Raw genomic sequence first — 16,932 nt, 5'->3', positions numbered from 1 at the left:
CGATTGTTTGGGTATGGAACACATCTCGTTCCTGGTGGCCGTTGTGATCATCACGGCGCTCGCCTTCGACTTCACCAACGGGTTCCACGACACCGCCAACGCGATGGCCACCTCCATCGCGACGGGAGCCCTCCGGCCGAAGGTCGCGGTCGCCATCGCGGCCGTCCTCAACTTCGCGGGCGCGTTCCTGTCCGTGAAGGTCGCCACCACCATCTCCGGCGGCATCGTCAACGAGAAGACGGGCCTCCACCCCGAGATCATCTTCGCCGCCCTGGTCGGCGCGATCCTGTGGAACCTGCTGACCTGGCTGCGCGGTCTGCCGTCCAGCTCCTCGCACGCGCTGTACGGCGGCCTGATCGGCGCCACCGTCGTGGGCGTCGGCATGCACGGCGTCAACTTCGACACCGTGGTCACCAAGATCCTGATCCCGGCGATCGCCTCCCCGTTCGTCGCCGGCCTGGCCTCCTGGGGCGCCACCAAGCTGGCCTACGCGATCACCCGCAAGGGCAACGACGCGGCCACCACCAAGGGCTTCAAGACCGGTCAGGTCTTCTCGTCCTCGCTGATCTCGCTCGCGCACGGCACCAACGACGCCCAGAAGACGATGGGCATCATCACCCTGACCCTGGTCTCGGTCGGCGCCCTGCCGAAGGGCGCGCTGCCCCCCACCTGGGTGATCGTCTCCGCGGGCGCCGCGATCGCGCTCGGCACCTACATGGGCGGCTGGCGGATCATCCGCTCGATGGGCAAGGGCCTGGCGGACATCCAGGCGCCGCAGGGCTTCGCCTCCGAGTCGGCGGCCGCGACCGTCATCCTCACCTCGTCGCACATGGGCTTCGGCCTCTCCACCACGCAGGTCTGCTCCGGCGGCATCATGGGCGCCGGCCTCGGCGGCCCGAAGGCGGAGCTGCGCTGGAGCCTGGTCCGCCGCATGGTCTACACCTGGGGCCTGACCCTGCCGGCCGCGGCCCTGGTCTCCGGCGGCGCGGCGCTGCTGGCCCAGCAGGGCACCTGGGGCGTGGTGCTGGTCGGCGCCGCCCTGGTCACCGGCTCGGGCGCGATGTGGATGATCTCCCGCCGCCAGCCCGTCGACGCGGACAACGTCAACGACGTCACCGCGGTGGAGGCGACCATCCCCGTCGACCTGGGCCCGGCCGCCACCCCCACCCCCGCCTCGACCACGGTCGCGGCCTGAGCGCCGACGGCTGAGGAGCACACACCATGCACATCAAGTGGAACGCCCTGGCCCAGACCGCCGGTTTCAGCTTCGGCATCACCGTCGCCGTGGTCGCGGTCTTCGCGCTCGGCATCCTGGCCCTGTCCCGCCGCGAGTCCGCGCTGACCGCCCGCCAGGGCGAGGCGGCCCCGGCCGCCGGCAGCGGCCGGCTGGCACTGGCCGGCGCGTACGCCTGCTTCGGCGTCTGCGCCGCGGCCGTCGTCTACGGGCTGGTGCTGATCGCCGGACAGTGACGGCGCGCAAGCACGGAACGGGCCGGGAGAGGATCACCTCTCCCGGCCCGTTCGCATGTCCCCGCGATCCCCGCGTCAGCCCTGCTGGTCGGTCTTCAGCGCGGTCTCCCGGATGAACAGCACGGTGACGAAGGCCAGCAGTGCGAACGGCGCGGCGCACAGGAAGACCATGCCGACGCCGTGCCCGAACGCGTCCGTCACCAGCGGGACGACCTGGGCGGGCAGCTTGTGCAGGTCCGGGATGCCGCCGCCGGCGACCGCGCGCCCGGCCGGGATGTGCGCGGCGGCCAGGTTCTCCGCCAGGTAGTGGCCGACCTTGTTCGTCATCAGCGCGCCCAGCGCGGAGACGCCCATCGCGCCGCCCATGGTGCGGAAGAACGTGACGACCGAGCTGGCGGCGCCCAGTTCGTTCCGGGGCACGGTGTTCTGCACCGCGAGCACCAGGTTCTGCATGGTCAGGCCGAGGCCGATGCCGGTGATCGCCATGTAGACCGAGAGCAGCCCGTAGTCGGTGTCGGCGCGGGCGGTGCCGAGCAGGCCGAAGCCGATCGCGAGGAGCAGCGTGCCGCAGACCAGGTAGGCCTTCCACTTGCCGTACCGGGTGATCAGCCGGCCGGCGACGGTGGAGGCGAGCGCCAGGCCGAGGATCATCGGCAGGGTCATCAGGCCCGCCATGGTCGGGGACTTGGCGCGGGCCAGCTGGAAGTACTGGCTGAGGAAGGTGGTCGCGCCGTACATCCCGACGCCGACCAGCACGCTGGCCAGCGCGGCCAGGGCGACGGTGCGGTACCTGAACAGGTCCGGCGGGATGATCGGCTCGGCGGCGCGGCGCTCGATCACCACGGCGAGCGCGCCGAGCAGCAGGCCGCCGCCGACCATGGCCGCGGTCTGCCAGGACAGCCAGGCGTAGTTCTTGCCGGCCAGCGTGATCCAGATCATCAGCAGGCTGACGGCGCCGGTGATGGCCAGCGCGCCGAGGTAGTCGATCCGGACCGTGCGCCTGACCACCGGCAGTTTGAGGGTGCGCTGCACCACGAGGATCGCGGCGAGCGCGAACGGGATGCCGACGTAGAAGCACCAGCGCCAGCCCAGCCACGAGGTGTCCACGATGACACCGCCGATCAGCGGCCCACCGATGGTGGCCAGCGCGAAGACCGCGCCGAAGTAGCCGCTGTACCGGCCACGCTCGCGCGGCGGGACCATCGCGGCCAGGCAGATCTGGGCGAGCGCGGTGACACCGCCTGCGCCGATGCCCTGGAGGGCGCGGCAGGCGATCAGCTCGCCGGTGTTCTGGGAGAGGCCGGCCAGCGCGGAGGAGGCGATGTAGATCGCGAGGGCGATCTGCAGCAGCAGCTTCTTGCTGGCGAGGTCGGAGAGCTTGCCCCAGATCGGGGTGGAGGCGGTGAGGGTGAGCAGCGTCGCGGTGATCACCCACGTGTAGGCGGACTGGCCGCCGTGCAGGTCGGTGAGGATGTGCGGCAGCGCGTTGGAGACGACCGTCGACGAGAGCACGGCCACGAAGAGGCCGAGCAGCAGGCCGGACAGCGCCTCCATCACCTGCCGGTGGGTCATGGGTCGGTCGTCGACGGCGGCGGCTGCGCCGTTCGCGGCCTCGGTGGTCACAGTCATCCGGATCCTCACACTTGGTTGCCTTAGGCAACCATAAGCCCAGATGGTTGACTAAGGCAACTTTCTTCAAGCCGAAGTAAAGCCCGGCCGGAACCCGCACCACACGGGCCCCGCCGGGCTCGCCCGTCACACCGCCCCAGCCTCCCCGGTCACTCCGCCGAGGGCTCCCCGATGACGTCGTTGAAGCGGTGCAGCAGCTCCGCGAAGCGGACCACGTCCTCCTGCGACCAGCCGCCCAGGACCTCGCGCACCCGCCGCATCCGGACATCCCTGGCCGTCAGGTAGCGCCGTCGCCCGTCCTCGGTCAGCGAGACGAACGCGGCCCGCCGGTCCAGCGGATCCGCCTCCCGAGCCACCAGGCCCAGCTCCTCCAGCGCCCGGATCTGCCGGCTCACCGTGGCCTTGCCCACCGCGAAGTGCAGGCCGACGTCCGTCACCCGCACCCGCCCGGCCTGCTCGATGTAGCCGAGCATGCTGTACGCCATCCCCTCCAGCTCCGGGTGCACCCGCCGGGACAGCTCGGCGACCCTGGCCCGGCCGCGCCGGAACATCAGCGCGACCTCGCGCTCCACCGCCAGCAGGGCTTCTTCGTCACTCTCCGCACTCACCGCGCCAGTATCCCGCAGCGGGGACGGCCGGAAAGCGGCGCATGGGCCCGGCGGGATGCGACAGGGCAACTACTTCATGATATGAAGTATTGGTTTCTCGAAGTATCCGTTGTATCCGTATTCACCCGATACGCAAGGAGATGTGGATGGCCGCCCCGGGGCAGGGTTTCGTCGCCGAACTGAAGGGAGCGGTCACGCCGCGCGCGGCGCTGCTGGTGATCGCCGTGCTGCTGCTCCAGATCGGCTTCATCACCTCGTACGTCGGGGCGCTGCACCACCCGACCCCGCACAACCTGTCGATCGCGGTGGTCGCTCCGCCCCAGGTCTCCCCCAAGCTGGTCCAGGCGCTGGACTCGGTGCCGGACGACGCCGTCAAGGCCGTCACCGCGCCGGACGCCGACACCGCCGCCCAGCAGATCAAGGACCAGAAGATCTACGCCGCGCTGGTCGTGAACCCGGCCGGCACCGAGGACACCCTGCTGACCGGCAGCGCCCGCGGCACGTCCGCCGCCCGGGCCGCCGAGACCATCACGGTCGCACTGGAGAAGACCCAGGGCCGCACGGTCAAGGTCGAGGACGTGGCCCCGCTCGCCAAGGGCGACACCAACGGCCTCTCCGCCTTCTACCTGGTCATCGGCTGGTGCGTCGGCGGCTACCTGGTCGCCTCGATCCTCGGCATCAGCGCCGGCTCCAAGCCGGCCAACACCCACCGCGCGGTGATCCGGCTCGGCGTGCTGGCGCTGTACTCGATCGCGGCCGGCGTCCTCGGCACGCTGATCGCCGGGCCGGTCCTGGACGCGCTGCCCGGCTCGCGCATCGGCCTGTCGGCGCTGGGCGCGCTCGTGGTGTTCACGGTCGGCGCCTTCACCATGGCGCTGCAGTGCCTGTTCGACATCATCGGCATCGGCATCGCGGTGCTGGTCTTCGTCGTGCTCGGCAACCCGAGCGCGGGCGGGGTCTACCCCGCGCCGATGATGCCGCCGTTCTGGCGGGCGATCGGCGCGTGGATCCCGAACGGCGCCGGCACCAGCGCGGCCAAGTCGATCGCCTACTTCGGCTCCACCAACCTCGCGATGCCGATCGCGGTGCTCGCCGTGTGGGCCCTGCTCGGCGTCGCGGTCACCTTCCTCGCCGTGCTGCGCGGCCCCCGCTCCGGCGGCCGGGAGCTGGTCGCGGAGGCCTGAGCCCCCGCGCAGGAGCGTCCGTGCCCCCGGCCGACCGCCGGGGGCACGGTCGTGTCAGCCGCCCGCCAGCCGGCCGGGGTCCACGACGATGGCGCGCACCACGCCCACGGCGGCGCCCAGCAGCGGCCCGCGCCGGCCGAGCCGGGAGACCGTCAGCCGGTCGTCCGACCAGGGCCGGACGGTCACCCGGGCGGCCAGCTCGGCCCGCATCGCGGGCAGCAGCCAGGGCGCCAGCTGGGCGTAGCCGCCGCCCAGCACCACCTCGGCCGGGTCCAGCAGGTTGACCGCACCGGAAACCGCGATGCCCAGCGCCGCCCCGGCCCCGGCCAGCGCCTCGCGCACCTCCGCGTCCCCGGCCTCGGCGCGCTCGGCGAGCAGCGCCACCCAGTCGCCCCGGATGCCCTCCAGCCCGGCCGCGCGCAGCACGGCCGTCTCCCCCGCGTACTGCTCCAGGCAGCCGTGTGCGCCGCACACGCAGCGCGGCCCGTCCGGGCGGACGGGCACGTGGCCGAGCTCACCCGCGTAACCGCGCGCGCCGCGCAGCAGCCGGCCGCCGATCACGATCGCCGCCCCGACGCCGGCCTCGGCGGAGACGTGCAGGAAGTGGTCCGAGCCGCCGCCCAGCCAGAGTTCGGCGAGCCCGCCCAGGTTGGCCTCGTTGTCCGCCTCGATCGGCAGCTCGGCCAGGTCCTCCGAGCCGGCCGCGCGCAGTGCCAGCCGCAGCTCGGCCGCGAGCGGGACATCCCGCCAGTCCAGGTTGGCGGCCCGCTGGAGCACCCCGCCGGAGCTGCCGACCAGCCCCGGGACGGCGAGCGCCAGCCCGGCCGGGCGCAGGCCCGCCTCGGCGACGGCCCGGCGCAGCAGTTCGGCCAGGTCCGCCAGGACGGCGGCGGGCGTGCGGCCGCGGTTGCGGATCTCCTGGCGGCGCCAGGCCCGGACCTCGCCGCGCAGGTCCACGGCGCAGGCGCCGAGGTGCTCCACGCCGATCTCGGCGCCGAGGCCGCCGGGGCCGCGCGGGTTGAGACCGAGCGCGGTGCCGGGCCGGCCGACCTTGCCGCTGGGCGTGGCCGGGCCCTCCTCGACCACCAGGCCACCGGTGATCAGCTCCTCGGCGAGCGAGGAGACCGCCGCCCTGGTCAGCCCGGTCTCGGCGGCGACCTCGGCACGGGAGCGCGGGGCGCGCGCGATCACTCCGAGCACCAGGGCCAGGTTGGCCCGGCGCATCCCCTGCTGGCTGGCGGGTCCGGTCCGGACACCGTCCGGCTCGCGCATCGCGGTCACGCCGCTCACCCCGCTCATCTCGCCCTGGGTGTCTCCCGAGACGCCTCATGTGCAGCGTAACCGGGGTCGACGGAGGGCTGCGCCCCGGTGACGGCGGGCTCGGCGAGCCGGGTGAACACCCAGCGCTGCATCGCCCAGAAGCGGAACAGCATGGCGACGAAGGTGCCGACGATCATGCCGCTGAGGAAGTCCGCGACCTCCTGGACGAAGGAGCTGACGTACGGCTCACGCAGGTCCAGGACGTACCGCGAGATCACCAGCGGCACGTCGTTGACGCCGATCGCCACCGCGCTGACCAGGAAGAACAGCAGCGCCTCCCGCTGCCGCCCGCCGGCCCGGAAGGCCCACTGGCGGTTGAGGACGTAGGAGACGACGGTGGCGATCACGGTCGCGACGGTCAGCGCGACCACCGGCTTGTGTGCCAGGACGGTGAACTTCAGCTCGAAGTTGATCACCGTGGTCAGCGCGAAGCAGGTGCCTCCGACCAGCAGGAACTTCACCAGCCTGCGGTGCCGCACCAGGAACGGGCGCAGCCGGGCCGGCACCCTGGCCAGGACGCGCTGAGTGGGGGACGGCATCTCCGCAGTGTCGCACGCGTGATGCCGTCCCCCGGTCAGTCGCCGCCAGTCGCGGTCGCCCGGCGCAATTCCGCCGGAGCGCCCGTCAGGCGGCGACCAGGACCTCGGCCGGCTCCAGGGCCAGCTTGAGGACCTCACGGACGTCCGACACCGGGTGCACGGTGAGCCGCTCCAGCACCTCGGCCGGGACGTCGTCCAGGTCGGCCTCGTTGCGCCTGGGGATGATCACCGTGGTGACACCGGCCCGGTCGGCGGCGAGCAGCTTCTGCTTCACCCCGCCGATCGGCAGCACCCGCCCGGTCAGCGACACCTCGCCCGTCATCGCCACGTCGGTGCGCACCTTGCGGCCGGACAGCAGGGAGGCCAGCGCGGTGGTCATGGTGATGCCGGCGCTCGGCCCGTCCTTGGGGACGGCCCCGGCCGGGACGTGAAGGTGCACGCCGCGGTCGCGCAGCGAGGTGACCGGCAGCTCCAGCTCGGCGCCGCGCGAGCGCAGGAAGGAGAGCGCGATGTGCGCGGACTCCTTCATGACGTCGCCCAGCTGCCCGGTGAGGGTCAGCCCGGTGCCGCCGGTCTCGGCGTCGGCGAGCGAGGCCTCGATGTAGAGGACGTCCCCGCCGGCGCCGGTGACCGCGAGGCCGGTGGCCACGCCGGGGACGGCGGTGCGCCGCTCGGCCGGCTCCTGGGCGGCCTCCGGCACGTGGTGCGGGCGGCCGATCAGGGCGCGCAGGTCGTCCACGCCGATCGCGGCGGGCAGCTCGCGCTCGCCGAGCTCGGCCTGGGCGGCGAGCTTGCGCAGCACCCGGGCGATGGCACGCTCCAGGTTCCGCACGCCGGCCTCGCGGGTGTACTCCCCGGCGAGCCTGCGCAGCGCCGCCTCGTCGACGGTGACCTGCTCGTCGCCGAGCCCGGCCTTCTCCAGCTGGCGCGGGAGCAGGTGGTCGCGGGCGATGACGACCTTCTCGTCCTCGGTGTAGCCGTCCAGCCGGACCAGCTCCATCCGGTCGAGCAGCGGCTCGGGGATGGCCTCCAGCACGTTGGCGGTGGCGAGGAAGACCACGTCGGAGAGGTCGAGCTCGACCTCCAGGTAGTGGTCCCGGAAGGTGTGGTTCTGTGCCGGGTCCAGCACCTCCAGCAGGGCGGCGGCCGGGTCGCCCCGGTAGTCGGAGCCGACCTTGTCGATCTCGTCGAGCAGGACGACCGGGTTCATCGAGCCGGCCTCCTTGATCGCCCGCACGACGCGGCCCGGCAGCGCGCCGACGTAGGTGCGCCGGTGGCCGCGGATCTCGGCCTCGTCCCGGACGCCGCCGAGCGCCACCCGGACGAACGTGCGGCCCATGGCGCGGGCCACGCTCTCGCCGAGCGAGGTCTTGCCGACCCCGGGCGGGCCGACCAGCGCCAGCACCGCGCCTCCCCGGCGCCCGCCGATCAGCCCGAGCCCCTGATCGGCCCGGCGCTTTCGCACCGCCAGGTACTCGACGATGCGGTCCTTCACGTCCGACAGACCCGCGTGGTCGGCGTCCAGCACCGCGCGGGCGCCGGCGATGTCGTACGCGTCCTCGGTGCGCTCGTTCCAGGGCAGCTCCAGGACGGTGTCCAGCCAGGTGCGGATCCAGGAGCCCTCGGGCGACTGCTCGGAAGCGCGCTCCAGTTTGTCGACCTCCTTGAGCGCGGCCTCGCGGACCATCGCAGGCAGGTCGGCGGCCTCGACCCGGGCGCGGTAGTCGCCCTCCTCGTCGGCCGGGTCGCCGTTCAGCTCGGCGAGCTCCTTGCGGACGGCCTCCAGCTGGCGGCGGAGGAGGAACTCCTTCTGCTGCTTGGCCACGCCCTCCTCGACGTCCCTGCGGATGGTGTCGTTGACCTCCTCCTCGGCGAGGTGGTCGCGCAGCAGCGTCAGCGCGTACTCGAGGCGGGCGACCTGGTCGGCCTCCAGCAGCACCTTGAGCTTCTGCTCGGCGGTGACGAAGGGCGCGTAGCCGATGTTGTCGGCGAGCTCGCCGACGCCCTCGATCTGGGCCACCCGGTCGACGATCTGCCAGGCGCCGCGCTTGCGCAGCCACTGGGTGGAGAGCTCCTTGTACTCCTTGACCAGCTCGGCGGCGCGGCCGGCCACCGGGGTGCCCACCGAGGACTCCCGGAACGGCGTGGTCTCCACCCACAGCGCGGCGCCGGGCCCGGTGGTGCCGACGCCGATCCGCACCCGGCGCACGGCGCGGACCAGCGCGGCCGGCTGGCCGACGGTGTTGGGGCCGTCGGCCAGCCGGCCGACCTGTTCGACGGCGGCCAGCGTGCCGGCCGCCGCGTACGAGCCGTCCACCCGCGGAACCAGCAGGACCTGCGGCTTGCCGACGCCGGTGGCCGCGGCGCGGGCGGCCTCGATCGCGGCGCGCACCTCGGTGTCCTTCAGGTCCAGCGGGACGACCATGCCCGGCAGGACGACCTCGTCGTCGAGCGGCAGCACGGGCAGGGTGAGCGGTGTGGACGTCGATGCCATGATCTCTCCCCAGTCAGTGAACTTGAGTCGACCTGACTAAGGCTTGGCGACGGCCGAATGTTCCCCGCCCTGTGTTCGCCGTGAGCGAACAAGAAAGCCTGTGGAACGGTCCGTCAAAAACCACGCGAACGAGTCAGCCCGCGTCCAGCACGGGCGCTCCGCCGGGCGAGGGAGCGGGCGCGGATCCGACCCCCGGCGCCTCGACGGGGGCCGGCCGCAGCCGGCGCCCGGGCCCGCGTCGCAGCCAGCGCCACAGCACTACCCCGGTGAGCACCGCCACCGGGTGGCCCACGGCGGTGACCACGTCGTTCTCGGTGGCGATCTGCTCGGCGATCAGCGCCGCGGCGCCGCCCAGCGCCAGCAGCCGCCCGCGCCGGGAGAGCAGCCCGGCCAGCGCGCCGAGGCTGGCCAGCACGCCGTAGCTGACGCCGATGTCCAGGTAGTCCATGGCCGCGGACTCCAGCCGCCCGGTCTCCACGGCGGTGATCACCACCGCCTGGGACAGCAGCGTCGCCGTGACGTGCCCGATCGCGAACACCGCCGCCGCCCGCCCGGACCCGACCCGGCGTTCCAGCGGGGCGACGGTGAAGGCGAATGCCCACAGGTACGGCATCCACACCTGGCCGGCCACCCAGAAACCGCTGAACAGCAACGCGCGCAAAGGGTGGTGCAGGAGATTGTGACCGTCGGAACTCGAAGCCTCCTGCAGCCGCAGGACGAGATCGGGATCGGCGAGTTTGCCGAAGGTCGTGGTGGCGCCCACCACGGCGAGATAAGCGAGGGCGAAAGGGTTGCGGCGCGGCGTCGGCACCCGGGCCAGCAGCCAGTCGACCACCGCGGTGCGCAGCCCGTACCGGAGCATCCCGAACGGCGGCCCGGCGTACGGCCCCGGCCCGCCCGGTTCGGCACCTCGCCGCAGTCCAGCCATGCCGCCTCCGCTCCACGCCCGCAGCCACCGGCTTCCGTCGCTGCCCAAACGTACCGGCGCGCGCCGGAAATCCCACCCGGCGGGGCGTAGTCGTGATCACGTTACGTCGAGGTTCTGAGAACCAGCTGGGAAAAGCCCGTGAAGACGGCAAACCGGGCGCCCGGCCGGATTCCCGGCGCTGGTCCAGACCTTCTCCCGATTGACCCGTCAGTAGCGGCCCTGACCGGCGACTTGGCGTCAACTCGAATGCATACGTACCGTTACGCCGTGAAAAATCGCCGGGTAAGGTATCGGCCCGTGCCCACTCGTGAGTGGGTCCGAGAGCGGGCCGGAACCTGCCCACGGGCCGGAATCACCCGGTCCACCTGCCGGGAGGCAGCCGCTGTCCGTACGCTGCGAGGCGCGCGGGACCAGCGGGTGGCCGACCTCCGCCCTCCGATCCGCGCACGCGACGGGACGGCGGACCCGGCACACAGTCCACGACGGAACAAGACTACGAGCGGAGCCCCGCCATCCCCACAGGTGGCCGGCCCGCAGCCCTGGGGGCGGTGGCGTGACCGTGACAGAAATTCAGCAGGACAACAGCAACAGCGGCGGCACGGTGAGCAGCCAGCGCAGAGTGCTGGTGGTGGAGGACGAGCCCACGATCGCGGAGTCGATCGCGGCCCGGCTGGGCGCGGAGGGCTTCAAGGTCGCCGTGGCCCACGACGGCCCCGGCGCCGTCGACGGCTTCCACACCTGGCAGCCTGACCTGGTGGTCCTGGACATCATGCTGCCCGGCTTCGACGGCCTCGAGGTGTGCCGCCGGATCCAGGCCCAGCGTCCGGTACCGGTGCTGATGCTCACCGCGCGCGACGACGAGACGGACCTGCTGGTCGGCCTCGGCGTGGGCGCGGACGACTACATGACCAAACCCTTCTCCATGCGCGAACTGGCCGCCCGGGTCAACGTGCTGCTGCGCCGCGTCGAGCGCGCCCAGCAGGCCGCCCGCACGCCCGCGCTCGGCTCGCTGCGCTTCGGCGAGCTGGAGATCGACCACGTGCAGCGCCGGGTCCGGCTCGCCTCGGGCGACGTCCACCTGACGCCGACCGAGTTCGACCTGCTCGCCTGCCTGGCCGCGCAGCCGCGCGCCGTGCTCACCCGCGAGCAGCTGCTGGCCGAGGTCTGGGACTGGACCGACGCGTCCGGCACCCGCACCGTGGACAGCCACGTCAAGGCGCTGCGCCGGAAGATCGGCGCCAGCTGGATCCGTACCGTCCACGGCGTGGGATACGCGCTGGAGGCCCCGCTCTCCTAGCGGCGCCTCGGGCATCGGGCCTCCGGGGGGCCCGTGTCCCGAACCGCCGTGCACACTGCGGGGGGATCCGCACGCGGGGGATCACAGGGGACCAATGACCTTTCCACAGCAACGCAACGGGGACACCGACGGCCCGCGGTCGCAGACACTCGCCGCCCGCGCCGCCCGCCGGGTCTGGGCCGACATCCGGCCGCTCGACCCGGTCCGCTCGATCAAGGGCAAACTCGCCCTGCTCGTGATCGTCTCCGTCTTCCTCGCCACCGGCATGGTGGTGGTGGCGATCCAGTCGGCGACCCAGATCCGCATCATCATGGTCTTCTCCATGATCGCGTCGCTGCTCTTCATGCAGTTCCTCGCGCACGGATTGACCGCCCCCCTGCGCGAGATGACCGCCGCCGCCCGCGCGATGGCCTCCGGCGACTACAGCCGCCGGGTCGAGGTGAACTCGCGCGACGAGATCGGCGAGCTGGCCGCCACGTTCAACCAGATGGCCGCCGATCTGGAGGCCGCCGACCGGCACCGCCGCGAGCTGGTCGCCAACGTCTCGCACGAGCTGCGCACGCCCATCGCCGCACTGCGCGCCGTGCTGGAGAACGTCGTCGACGGCGTCGTCCAGCCCAATCCGGCGACCCTGGAGGCCGCACTGGAGCAGACCGAGCGGCTCGGCCGCCTGGTCACCCACCTGCTCGACCTGTCCAAGATCGACGACGGCGTGGTCGACCTGGACGCCCGCCCCTTCGAGGTGCGCGAGTTCCTGGACGGCGTCCTGCGCGGGGTCACCGTGGACGGCGCGACGGCCGGCGGGGCGTTCTCCCGGCGCGGGGACGTCCGACTGGCCCTGGAGGTCAGCCCGGCCGGCCTGACCGGCATCGCGGACCCGGAGCGGCTCCACCAGGTGGTCGCCAACCTGATCGACAACGCCTGCAAGCACTCCCCGCCCGGCGGCACCGTGACCGTGCGCGCCCGGCCCGACGGCGAGCCCGGTGGCCTGCTGCTGGAGGTCGAGGACGAGGGCCCGGGCATCCCGCCGGCCGACCGCAGCCGGGTCTTCGAGCGGTTCAGCCGCGCCGGCACCGCCACCGCCAAGGGGCCCGGCGCCGACGGCGGCACCGGGCTGGGCCTGGCCATCGCCCGCTGGGCGGTGGACCTGCACGGCGGGCGGATCGCGGTCGCGGAGTCCCCGCGGGGCTGCCGGATCGAGGTCCGGCTGCCCGGTCAGCGCTGAGCGGCGGCGATTTCGTGGGATCGTGCAGCCGTTCGCGCCGGGACTTGTGTCACAGATCCGACACAGACGTATACGAAGATCGTTAGAGGATTCCGTCGAGGTTTTGTCCGATTTCGCCCGGGTATGCGGGCCGATCGGACCTGATCTCTTCCCCTCAGACGCGGCTTTCTAACGCACGTTTTCGGCCAAAGTGCAGGTCAGGACTGTGATCTGGGCGACGCATGAGCCCCGGGGACTGCGCGATCACTGGTCAGGGGCGTAGCCTTAATCCCCGCTGTCCAAACATCCCAAAAGGAAGCGGAAGAGGGCGGTTGCCCCGTGTCGCCACAGTCCCCTGAAACCCCCAACAGCTCGGCAAGCTCCACTGGCTTCGGTCCCAATGAGTGGCTCGTCGACGAGATCTACCAGCAGTACCTCCAGGACCCGAACTCGGTCGACCGAGCCTGGTGGGACTTTTTCGCCGACTACAAGCCCGGTACCGAGGTGACCCCAGTGACCCAGGCCGCGACCCAGGCCGGCCCCACGCCGACCCCTGCCGCTGCCCCCGCGCCCGCCGCAGCTGCTCCGGCCGCGCCCGCCCCCGCCGCACCGGCCGCGCCCGCGCCGGCCCCGGTGGCCGCCGCGCCGCTCGCCGCAGCCCCCGCCGCGCCGCCGGCCCCCAAGGCCGCCGCCCCGGCTCCGGCCGAGCCCGCCGCCGCTGCCGGCCCCGAGCTGGTCCAGCTGCGCGGCCCGGCGAAGGCCGTCGCCAGCAACATGGACGCCTCGCTGGAGGTGCCGACCGCGACCTCGGTCCGCGCCGTGCCCGCGAAGCTGTTGATCGACAACCGCATCGTCATCAACAACCACCTGCAGCGCGCCCGCGGCGGCAAGGTCTCCTTCACGCACCTGATCGGCTACGCCCTGGTCCAGGCCATCAAGGCCCACCCGGGGATGAACCACAGCTACAAGGTGGAGGACGGCAAGGCCTTCCTGGTCAAGCCCGAGCACATCAACCTCGGCCTGGCCATCGACCTGGTCAAGCCCAACGGCGACCGCCAGCTCGTCGTCGCGGCCATCAAGAAGGCCGAGACCCTCGACTTCTTCGGCTTCTGGCAGGCCTACGAGGACATCGTCCGCCGGGCCCGCGCCAACAAGCTGACCATGGACGACTTCACCGGCGTCACGGTCTCGCTGACCAACCCCGGCGGCATCGGCACCGTGCACTCCGTGCCGCGCCTGATGCAGAACCAGGGCACCATCGTCGGCGTCGGCGCCATGGAGTACCCGGCCGAGTTCCAGGGCTCCGCCCCGGAGACCCTGTCCCGCCTCGGCGTCTCCAAGATCATGACGCTGACCTCGACCTACGACCACCGCGTCATCCAGGGCGCGGCGTCCGGCGAGTTCCTGCGCGAGATCCACCGCCTGCTGCTCGGCGAGAACGGCTTCTACGACGAGATCTTCGAGTCGCTTCGGATCCCGTACGAGCCGGTCCGCTGGGCCACCGACGTCGCCACCACCCACGACGACGAGGTCAACAAGACCGCCCGCGTCATGGAGCTGATCCACGCGTACCGCGTGCGCGGCCACCTGATGGCCGACACCGACCCGCTGGAGTACAAGCAGCGCAAGCACCCCGACCTGGACGTCGTCCAGCACGGCCTCACCCTGTGGGACCTGGAGCGCGAGTTCGCGGTCGGCGGCTTCGGCGGCCAGAAGATGATGAAGCTCCGCGACATCCTCGGCCTGCTGCGCAACACCTACTGCCGCACCGTCGGCATCGAGTACATGCACATCCAGGACCCGAAGCAGCGCCGCTGGCTGCAGGACCGTCTGGAGAAGCCGTACACGAAGCCGGAGCGCGAGGAGCAGCTGCGGATCCTGCGCCGCCTGAACTCGGCCGAGGCCTTCGAGACATTCCTGCAGACCAAGTACGTCGGGCAGAAGCGCTTCTCGCTGGAGGGCGGCGAGTCGCTCATCCCGCTGCTGGACGCCACGATCGACTCGGCCGCCGAGCACCGCCTCGACGAGGCCGTCATCGGCATGGCCCACCGCGGCCGCCTGAACGTGCTGGCCAACATCGTCGGCAAGCCGTACGGCAAGATCTTCGGCGAGTTCGAGGGCAACCTCGACCCGAAGTCGATGCACGGCTCCGGCGACGTCAAGTACCACCTGGGCGCCGAGGGCACCTTCACCGGCCTCGACGGCGAGACCATCAAGGTCTCGCTCGCCGCGAACCCCTCCCACCTGGAGGCCGTGGACCCGGTCGTCGAGGGCATCGCCCGCGCCAAGCAGGACATCCTGGACCAGGGCGGCACCACCTTCCCGGTGCTGCCGATCCAGATCCACGGCGACGCGGCCTTCGCCGGCCAGGGCGTCGTCGCGGAGACCCTCAACATGTCGCAGCTGCGCGGCTACCGCACCGGCGGCACCGTGCACATCGTGGTGAACAACCAGGTCGGCTTCACCGCCGCCCCGGCCTCCTCGCGCTCCTCGATGTACTGCACCGACGTGGCCCGCATGATCGAGGCCCCGATCTTCCACGTGAACGGCGACGACCCGGAGGCCGTGGTCCGCGTCGCGCGGCTCGCCTTCGAGTTCCGCCAGGAGTTCCACAAGGACGTGGTGATCGACCTCATCTGCTACCGCCGCCGCGGTCACAACGAGGCCGACAACCCGTCGTTCACCCAGCCGCTGATGTACGACCTGATCGACAAGAAGCGCTCGGTGCGCAAGCTCTACACCGAGGGCCTGATCGGTCGCGGCGACATCACCATGGAAGAGGCGGAGCAGGCGCTCCAGGACTTCCAGGGCCAGCTGGAGAAGGTCTTCGCCGAGGTCCGCGACGCGGCCCAGGCGCCGGCCGGCGCCACCAACGGCAAGCCGGTCGCCGACTTCCCGGTCTCCATCCAGACCGGCATCTCCCAGGAGATGGTCAAGCGGATCGCCGCCTCCCAGGTCAACCACCCGGAGTGGCTGACCGTCCACCCGCGCCTGCTGCCGCAGCTGCAGCGCCGCGCCGCCTCGGTCGAGGACAACACCATCGACTGGGCGATGGGCGAGACCCTCGCCATCGGCTCGCTGCTCATGGAGGGCCACCCGGTCCGCCTGGCCGGCCAGGACAGCCGCCGCGGCACCTTCGGCCAGCGGCACGCCGTCCTGATCGACCGCCAGAGCGGCGAGGACTACACCCCGCTGCAGTACCTCACCGAGGACCAGGCCCGCTACACCGTCTACGACAGCCTGCTGTCGGAGTACGCGGCCATGGGCTTCGAGTACGGCTACTCGCTGACCCGCCCGAACGCGCTGGTCATGTGGGAGGCGCAGTTCGGCGACTTCGTCAACGGCGCGCAGACCATGGTGGACGAGTACATCGCCTCCGCCGAGCAGAAGTGGGGCCAGCACTCCGGCGTCACCCTGCTGCTGCCGCACGGCTACGAGGGCCAGGGCCCGGACCACTCGTCCGCCCGCCCGGAGCGCTTCCTCCAGCTGTGCGCGCAGAACAACATGACGGTCGCCATGCCGACCCTGCCGTCGAACTACTTCCACCTGCTGCGCTGGCAGGCGCACAACCCGCACCACAAGCCGCTGGTCGTCTTCACCCCGAAGTCGATGCTGCGTCTCAAGGCCGCGGCCAGTGCGACCGAGGAGTTCCTGTCCGGCTCGTTCCGCCCGGTCATCGGCGACACCACCGTCGACCCGGCGCAGGTCCGCAAGGTGGTCATCACCGCCGGCAAGTTCTACTACGACCTGGAGGCGGCGCGCACCGAGCGCGGCGTCACCGACACGGCGATCGTCCGGGTCGAGCGGCTCTACCCGCTGCCGGTGGCCGAGCTCCAGGAGGAGCTGGCCCGCTACGGCGACAACGTCCAGTTCGTCTGGGCGCAGGAGGAGCCGGCCAACCAGGGTGCCTGGCCGTTCATCGCGATGAACCTGGTCGACCACCTGCAGGTCGTCATCGGCCGCAGCGCCAACGGCTCGCGGCTGCGCCGCGTCGCCCGGTCGACGGCCTCGTCCCCGGCGGTCGGCTCGGCCAAGCGCCACGCCGCCGAGCAGCAGGCGCTGATCGAAGAGGTCTACGCGATCTGACGCCCTGGCAGCGAACCGTCCGCGGCCCCCGTCCTCCCCGTCAGGGAGGACGGGGGCCGCGCCCGTTGTGGGGCTCGCGGCTTCACGGTGGCGCCATGTCAAGGTCGCAGCTCTGCAACCAACCGGGAACCTCGCTGCACGCCCGCCTGACGGATCGATAGGTTATGCATCGC

General features: G+C 72.0%; 12 protein-coding genes. 6 read left to right on the top strand and 6 right to left on the bottom strand.

Annotated features, from left to right (window positions below; all coding sequences use genetic code 11):
* The first annotated feature begins 13 nt into the window (after window positions 1-13).
* Both F7Q99_RS17440 and F7Q99_RS17435 read left to right on the top strand, forming a co-directional pair.
* Complete coding sequence (locus F7Q99_RS17440; protein ID WP_153462584.1) at window positions 14-1,195, top strand: inorganic phosphate transporter; 1,182 nt, start codon at window positions 14-16, stop codon at window positions 1,193-1,195.
* 26 nt (window positions 1,196-1,221) lie between these two features.
* Complete coding sequence (locus F7Q99_RS17435; RefSeq protein WP_153462582.1) at window positions 1,222-1,470, top strand: hypothetical protein; 249 nt, start codon at window positions 1,222-1,224, stop codon at window positions 1,468-1,470.
* A 75-nt stretch (window positions 1,471-1,545) separates the two neighbouring features.
* Here the strand turns inward: F7Q99_RS17435 and F7Q99_RS17430 are convergent, their stop codons facing one another.
* Together F7Q99_RS17430 and F7Q99_RS17425 are read right to left on the bottom strand one after the other, a co-directional pair.
* On the bottom strand, window positions 1,546-3,099 hold the full coding sequence (locus F7Q99_RS17430; RefSeq protein ID WP_230210252.1) for an MDR family MFS transporter: 1,554 nt from the start codon (window positions 3,097-3,099) through the stop codon (window positions 1,546-1,548).
* 149 nt (window positions 3,100-3,248) lie between these two features.
* Window positions 3,249-3,707: a MarR family winged helix-turn-helix transcriptional regulator gene (locus F7Q99_RS17425; RefSeq protein WP_326846782.1), complete on the bottom strand. Its 459-nt coding sequence runs from the start codon at window positions 3,705-3,707 to the stop codon at window positions 3,249-3,251.
* Between the two features lie 146 nt (window positions 3,708-3,853).
* Between F7Q99_RS17425 and F7Q99_RS17420 the strand changes: the two genes are divergently transcribed.
* Entirely contained in the window at window positions 3,854-4,891 is a 1,038-nt protein-coding gene (locus F7Q99_RS17420) for an ABC transporter permease (protein WP_230210251.1), read from the top strand.
* Window positions 4,892-4,945: 54 nt separating this feature from the next.
* On the opposite strand, the gene F7Q99_RS17415 is transcribed toward F7Q99_RS17420, so the two are convergent.
* From F7Q99_RS17415 to F7Q99_RS17400, 4 genes are all read right to left on the bottom strand, one after another.
* The gene (locus tag F7Q99_RS17415; protein ID WP_230210250.1) at window positions 4,946-6,190 is read right to left on the bottom strand and encodes an ROK family transcriptional regulator; all 1,245 of its coding nucleotides are present in this window, start codon (window positions 6,188-6,190) and stop codon (window positions 4,946-4,948) included.
* Window positions 6,187-6,750, bottom strand: a complete 564-nt coding sequence (locus F7Q99_RS17410) for a GtrA family protein (RefSeq protein WP_153462578.1) — start codon at window positions 6,748-6,750, stop codon at window positions 6,187-6,189. Before F7Q99_RS17410 ends, F7Q99_RS17415 begins: the two co-directional genes overlap by 4 nt.
* Before the next feature lie 85 nt (window positions 6,751-6,835).
* A complete protein-coding gene (gene lon / locus F7Q99_RS17405; protein ID WP_153462576.1) occupies window positions 6,836-9,244 on the bottom strand; it encodes an endopeptidase La in 2,409 nt (802 codons plus the stop codon).
* Window positions 9,245-9,377: 133 nt separating this feature from the next.
* Window positions 9,378-10,172 carry a rhomboid-like protein gene (locus F7Q99_RS17400; protein ID WP_153462574.1) on the bottom strand — a complete coding sequence of 265 codons (795 nt, stop codon included), beginning with the start codon at window positions 10,170-10,172 and terminating at the stop codon, window positions 9,378-9,380.
* Between the two features lie 559 nt (window positions 10,173-10,731).
* Between F7Q99_RS17400 and F7Q99_RS17395 the strand changes: the two genes are divergently transcribed.
* The 3 genes from F7Q99_RS17395 (at window position 10,732) to F7Q99_RS17385 (ending at window position 16,759) form a co-directional block, all read left to right on the top strand.
* Window positions 10,732-11,469 carry a response regulator transcription factor gene (locus tag F7Q99_RS17395; protein ID WP_326846781.1) on the top strand — a complete coding sequence of 246 codons (738 nt, stop codon included), beginning with the start codon at window positions 10,732-10,734 and terminating at the stop codon, window positions 11,467-11,469.
* 94 nt (window positions 11,470-11,563) lie between these two features.
* Complete coding sequence (locus tag F7Q99_RS17390; RefSeq protein WP_153462572.1) at window positions 11,564-12,694, top strand: sensor histidine kinase; 1,131 nt, start codon at window positions 11,564-11,566, stop codon at window positions 12,692-12,694.
* Between the two features lie 318 nt (window positions 12,695-13,012).
* Window positions 13,013-16,759, top strand: a complete 3,747-nt coding sequence (locus F7Q99_RS17385) for a multifunctional oxoglutarate decarboxylase/oxoglutarate dehydrogenase thiamine pyrophosphate-binding subunit/dihydrolipoyllysine-residue succinyltransferase subunit (protein WP_326846780.1) — start codon at window positions 13,013-13,015, stop codon at window positions 16,757-16,759.
* Window positions 16,760-16,932: the final 173 nt, after the last annotated feature.

The organism is Streptomyces kaniharaensis (assembly GCF_009569385.1).
Classification (GTDB): Bacteria; Actinomycetota; Actinomycetes; order Streptomycetales; family Streptomycetaceae; genus Kitasatospora; species Kitasatospora kaniharaensis.
The sequence above is the reverse complement of the archived record's forward strand: the minus strand, read 5'-3'. Positions and strand labels throughout refer to the sequence as shown.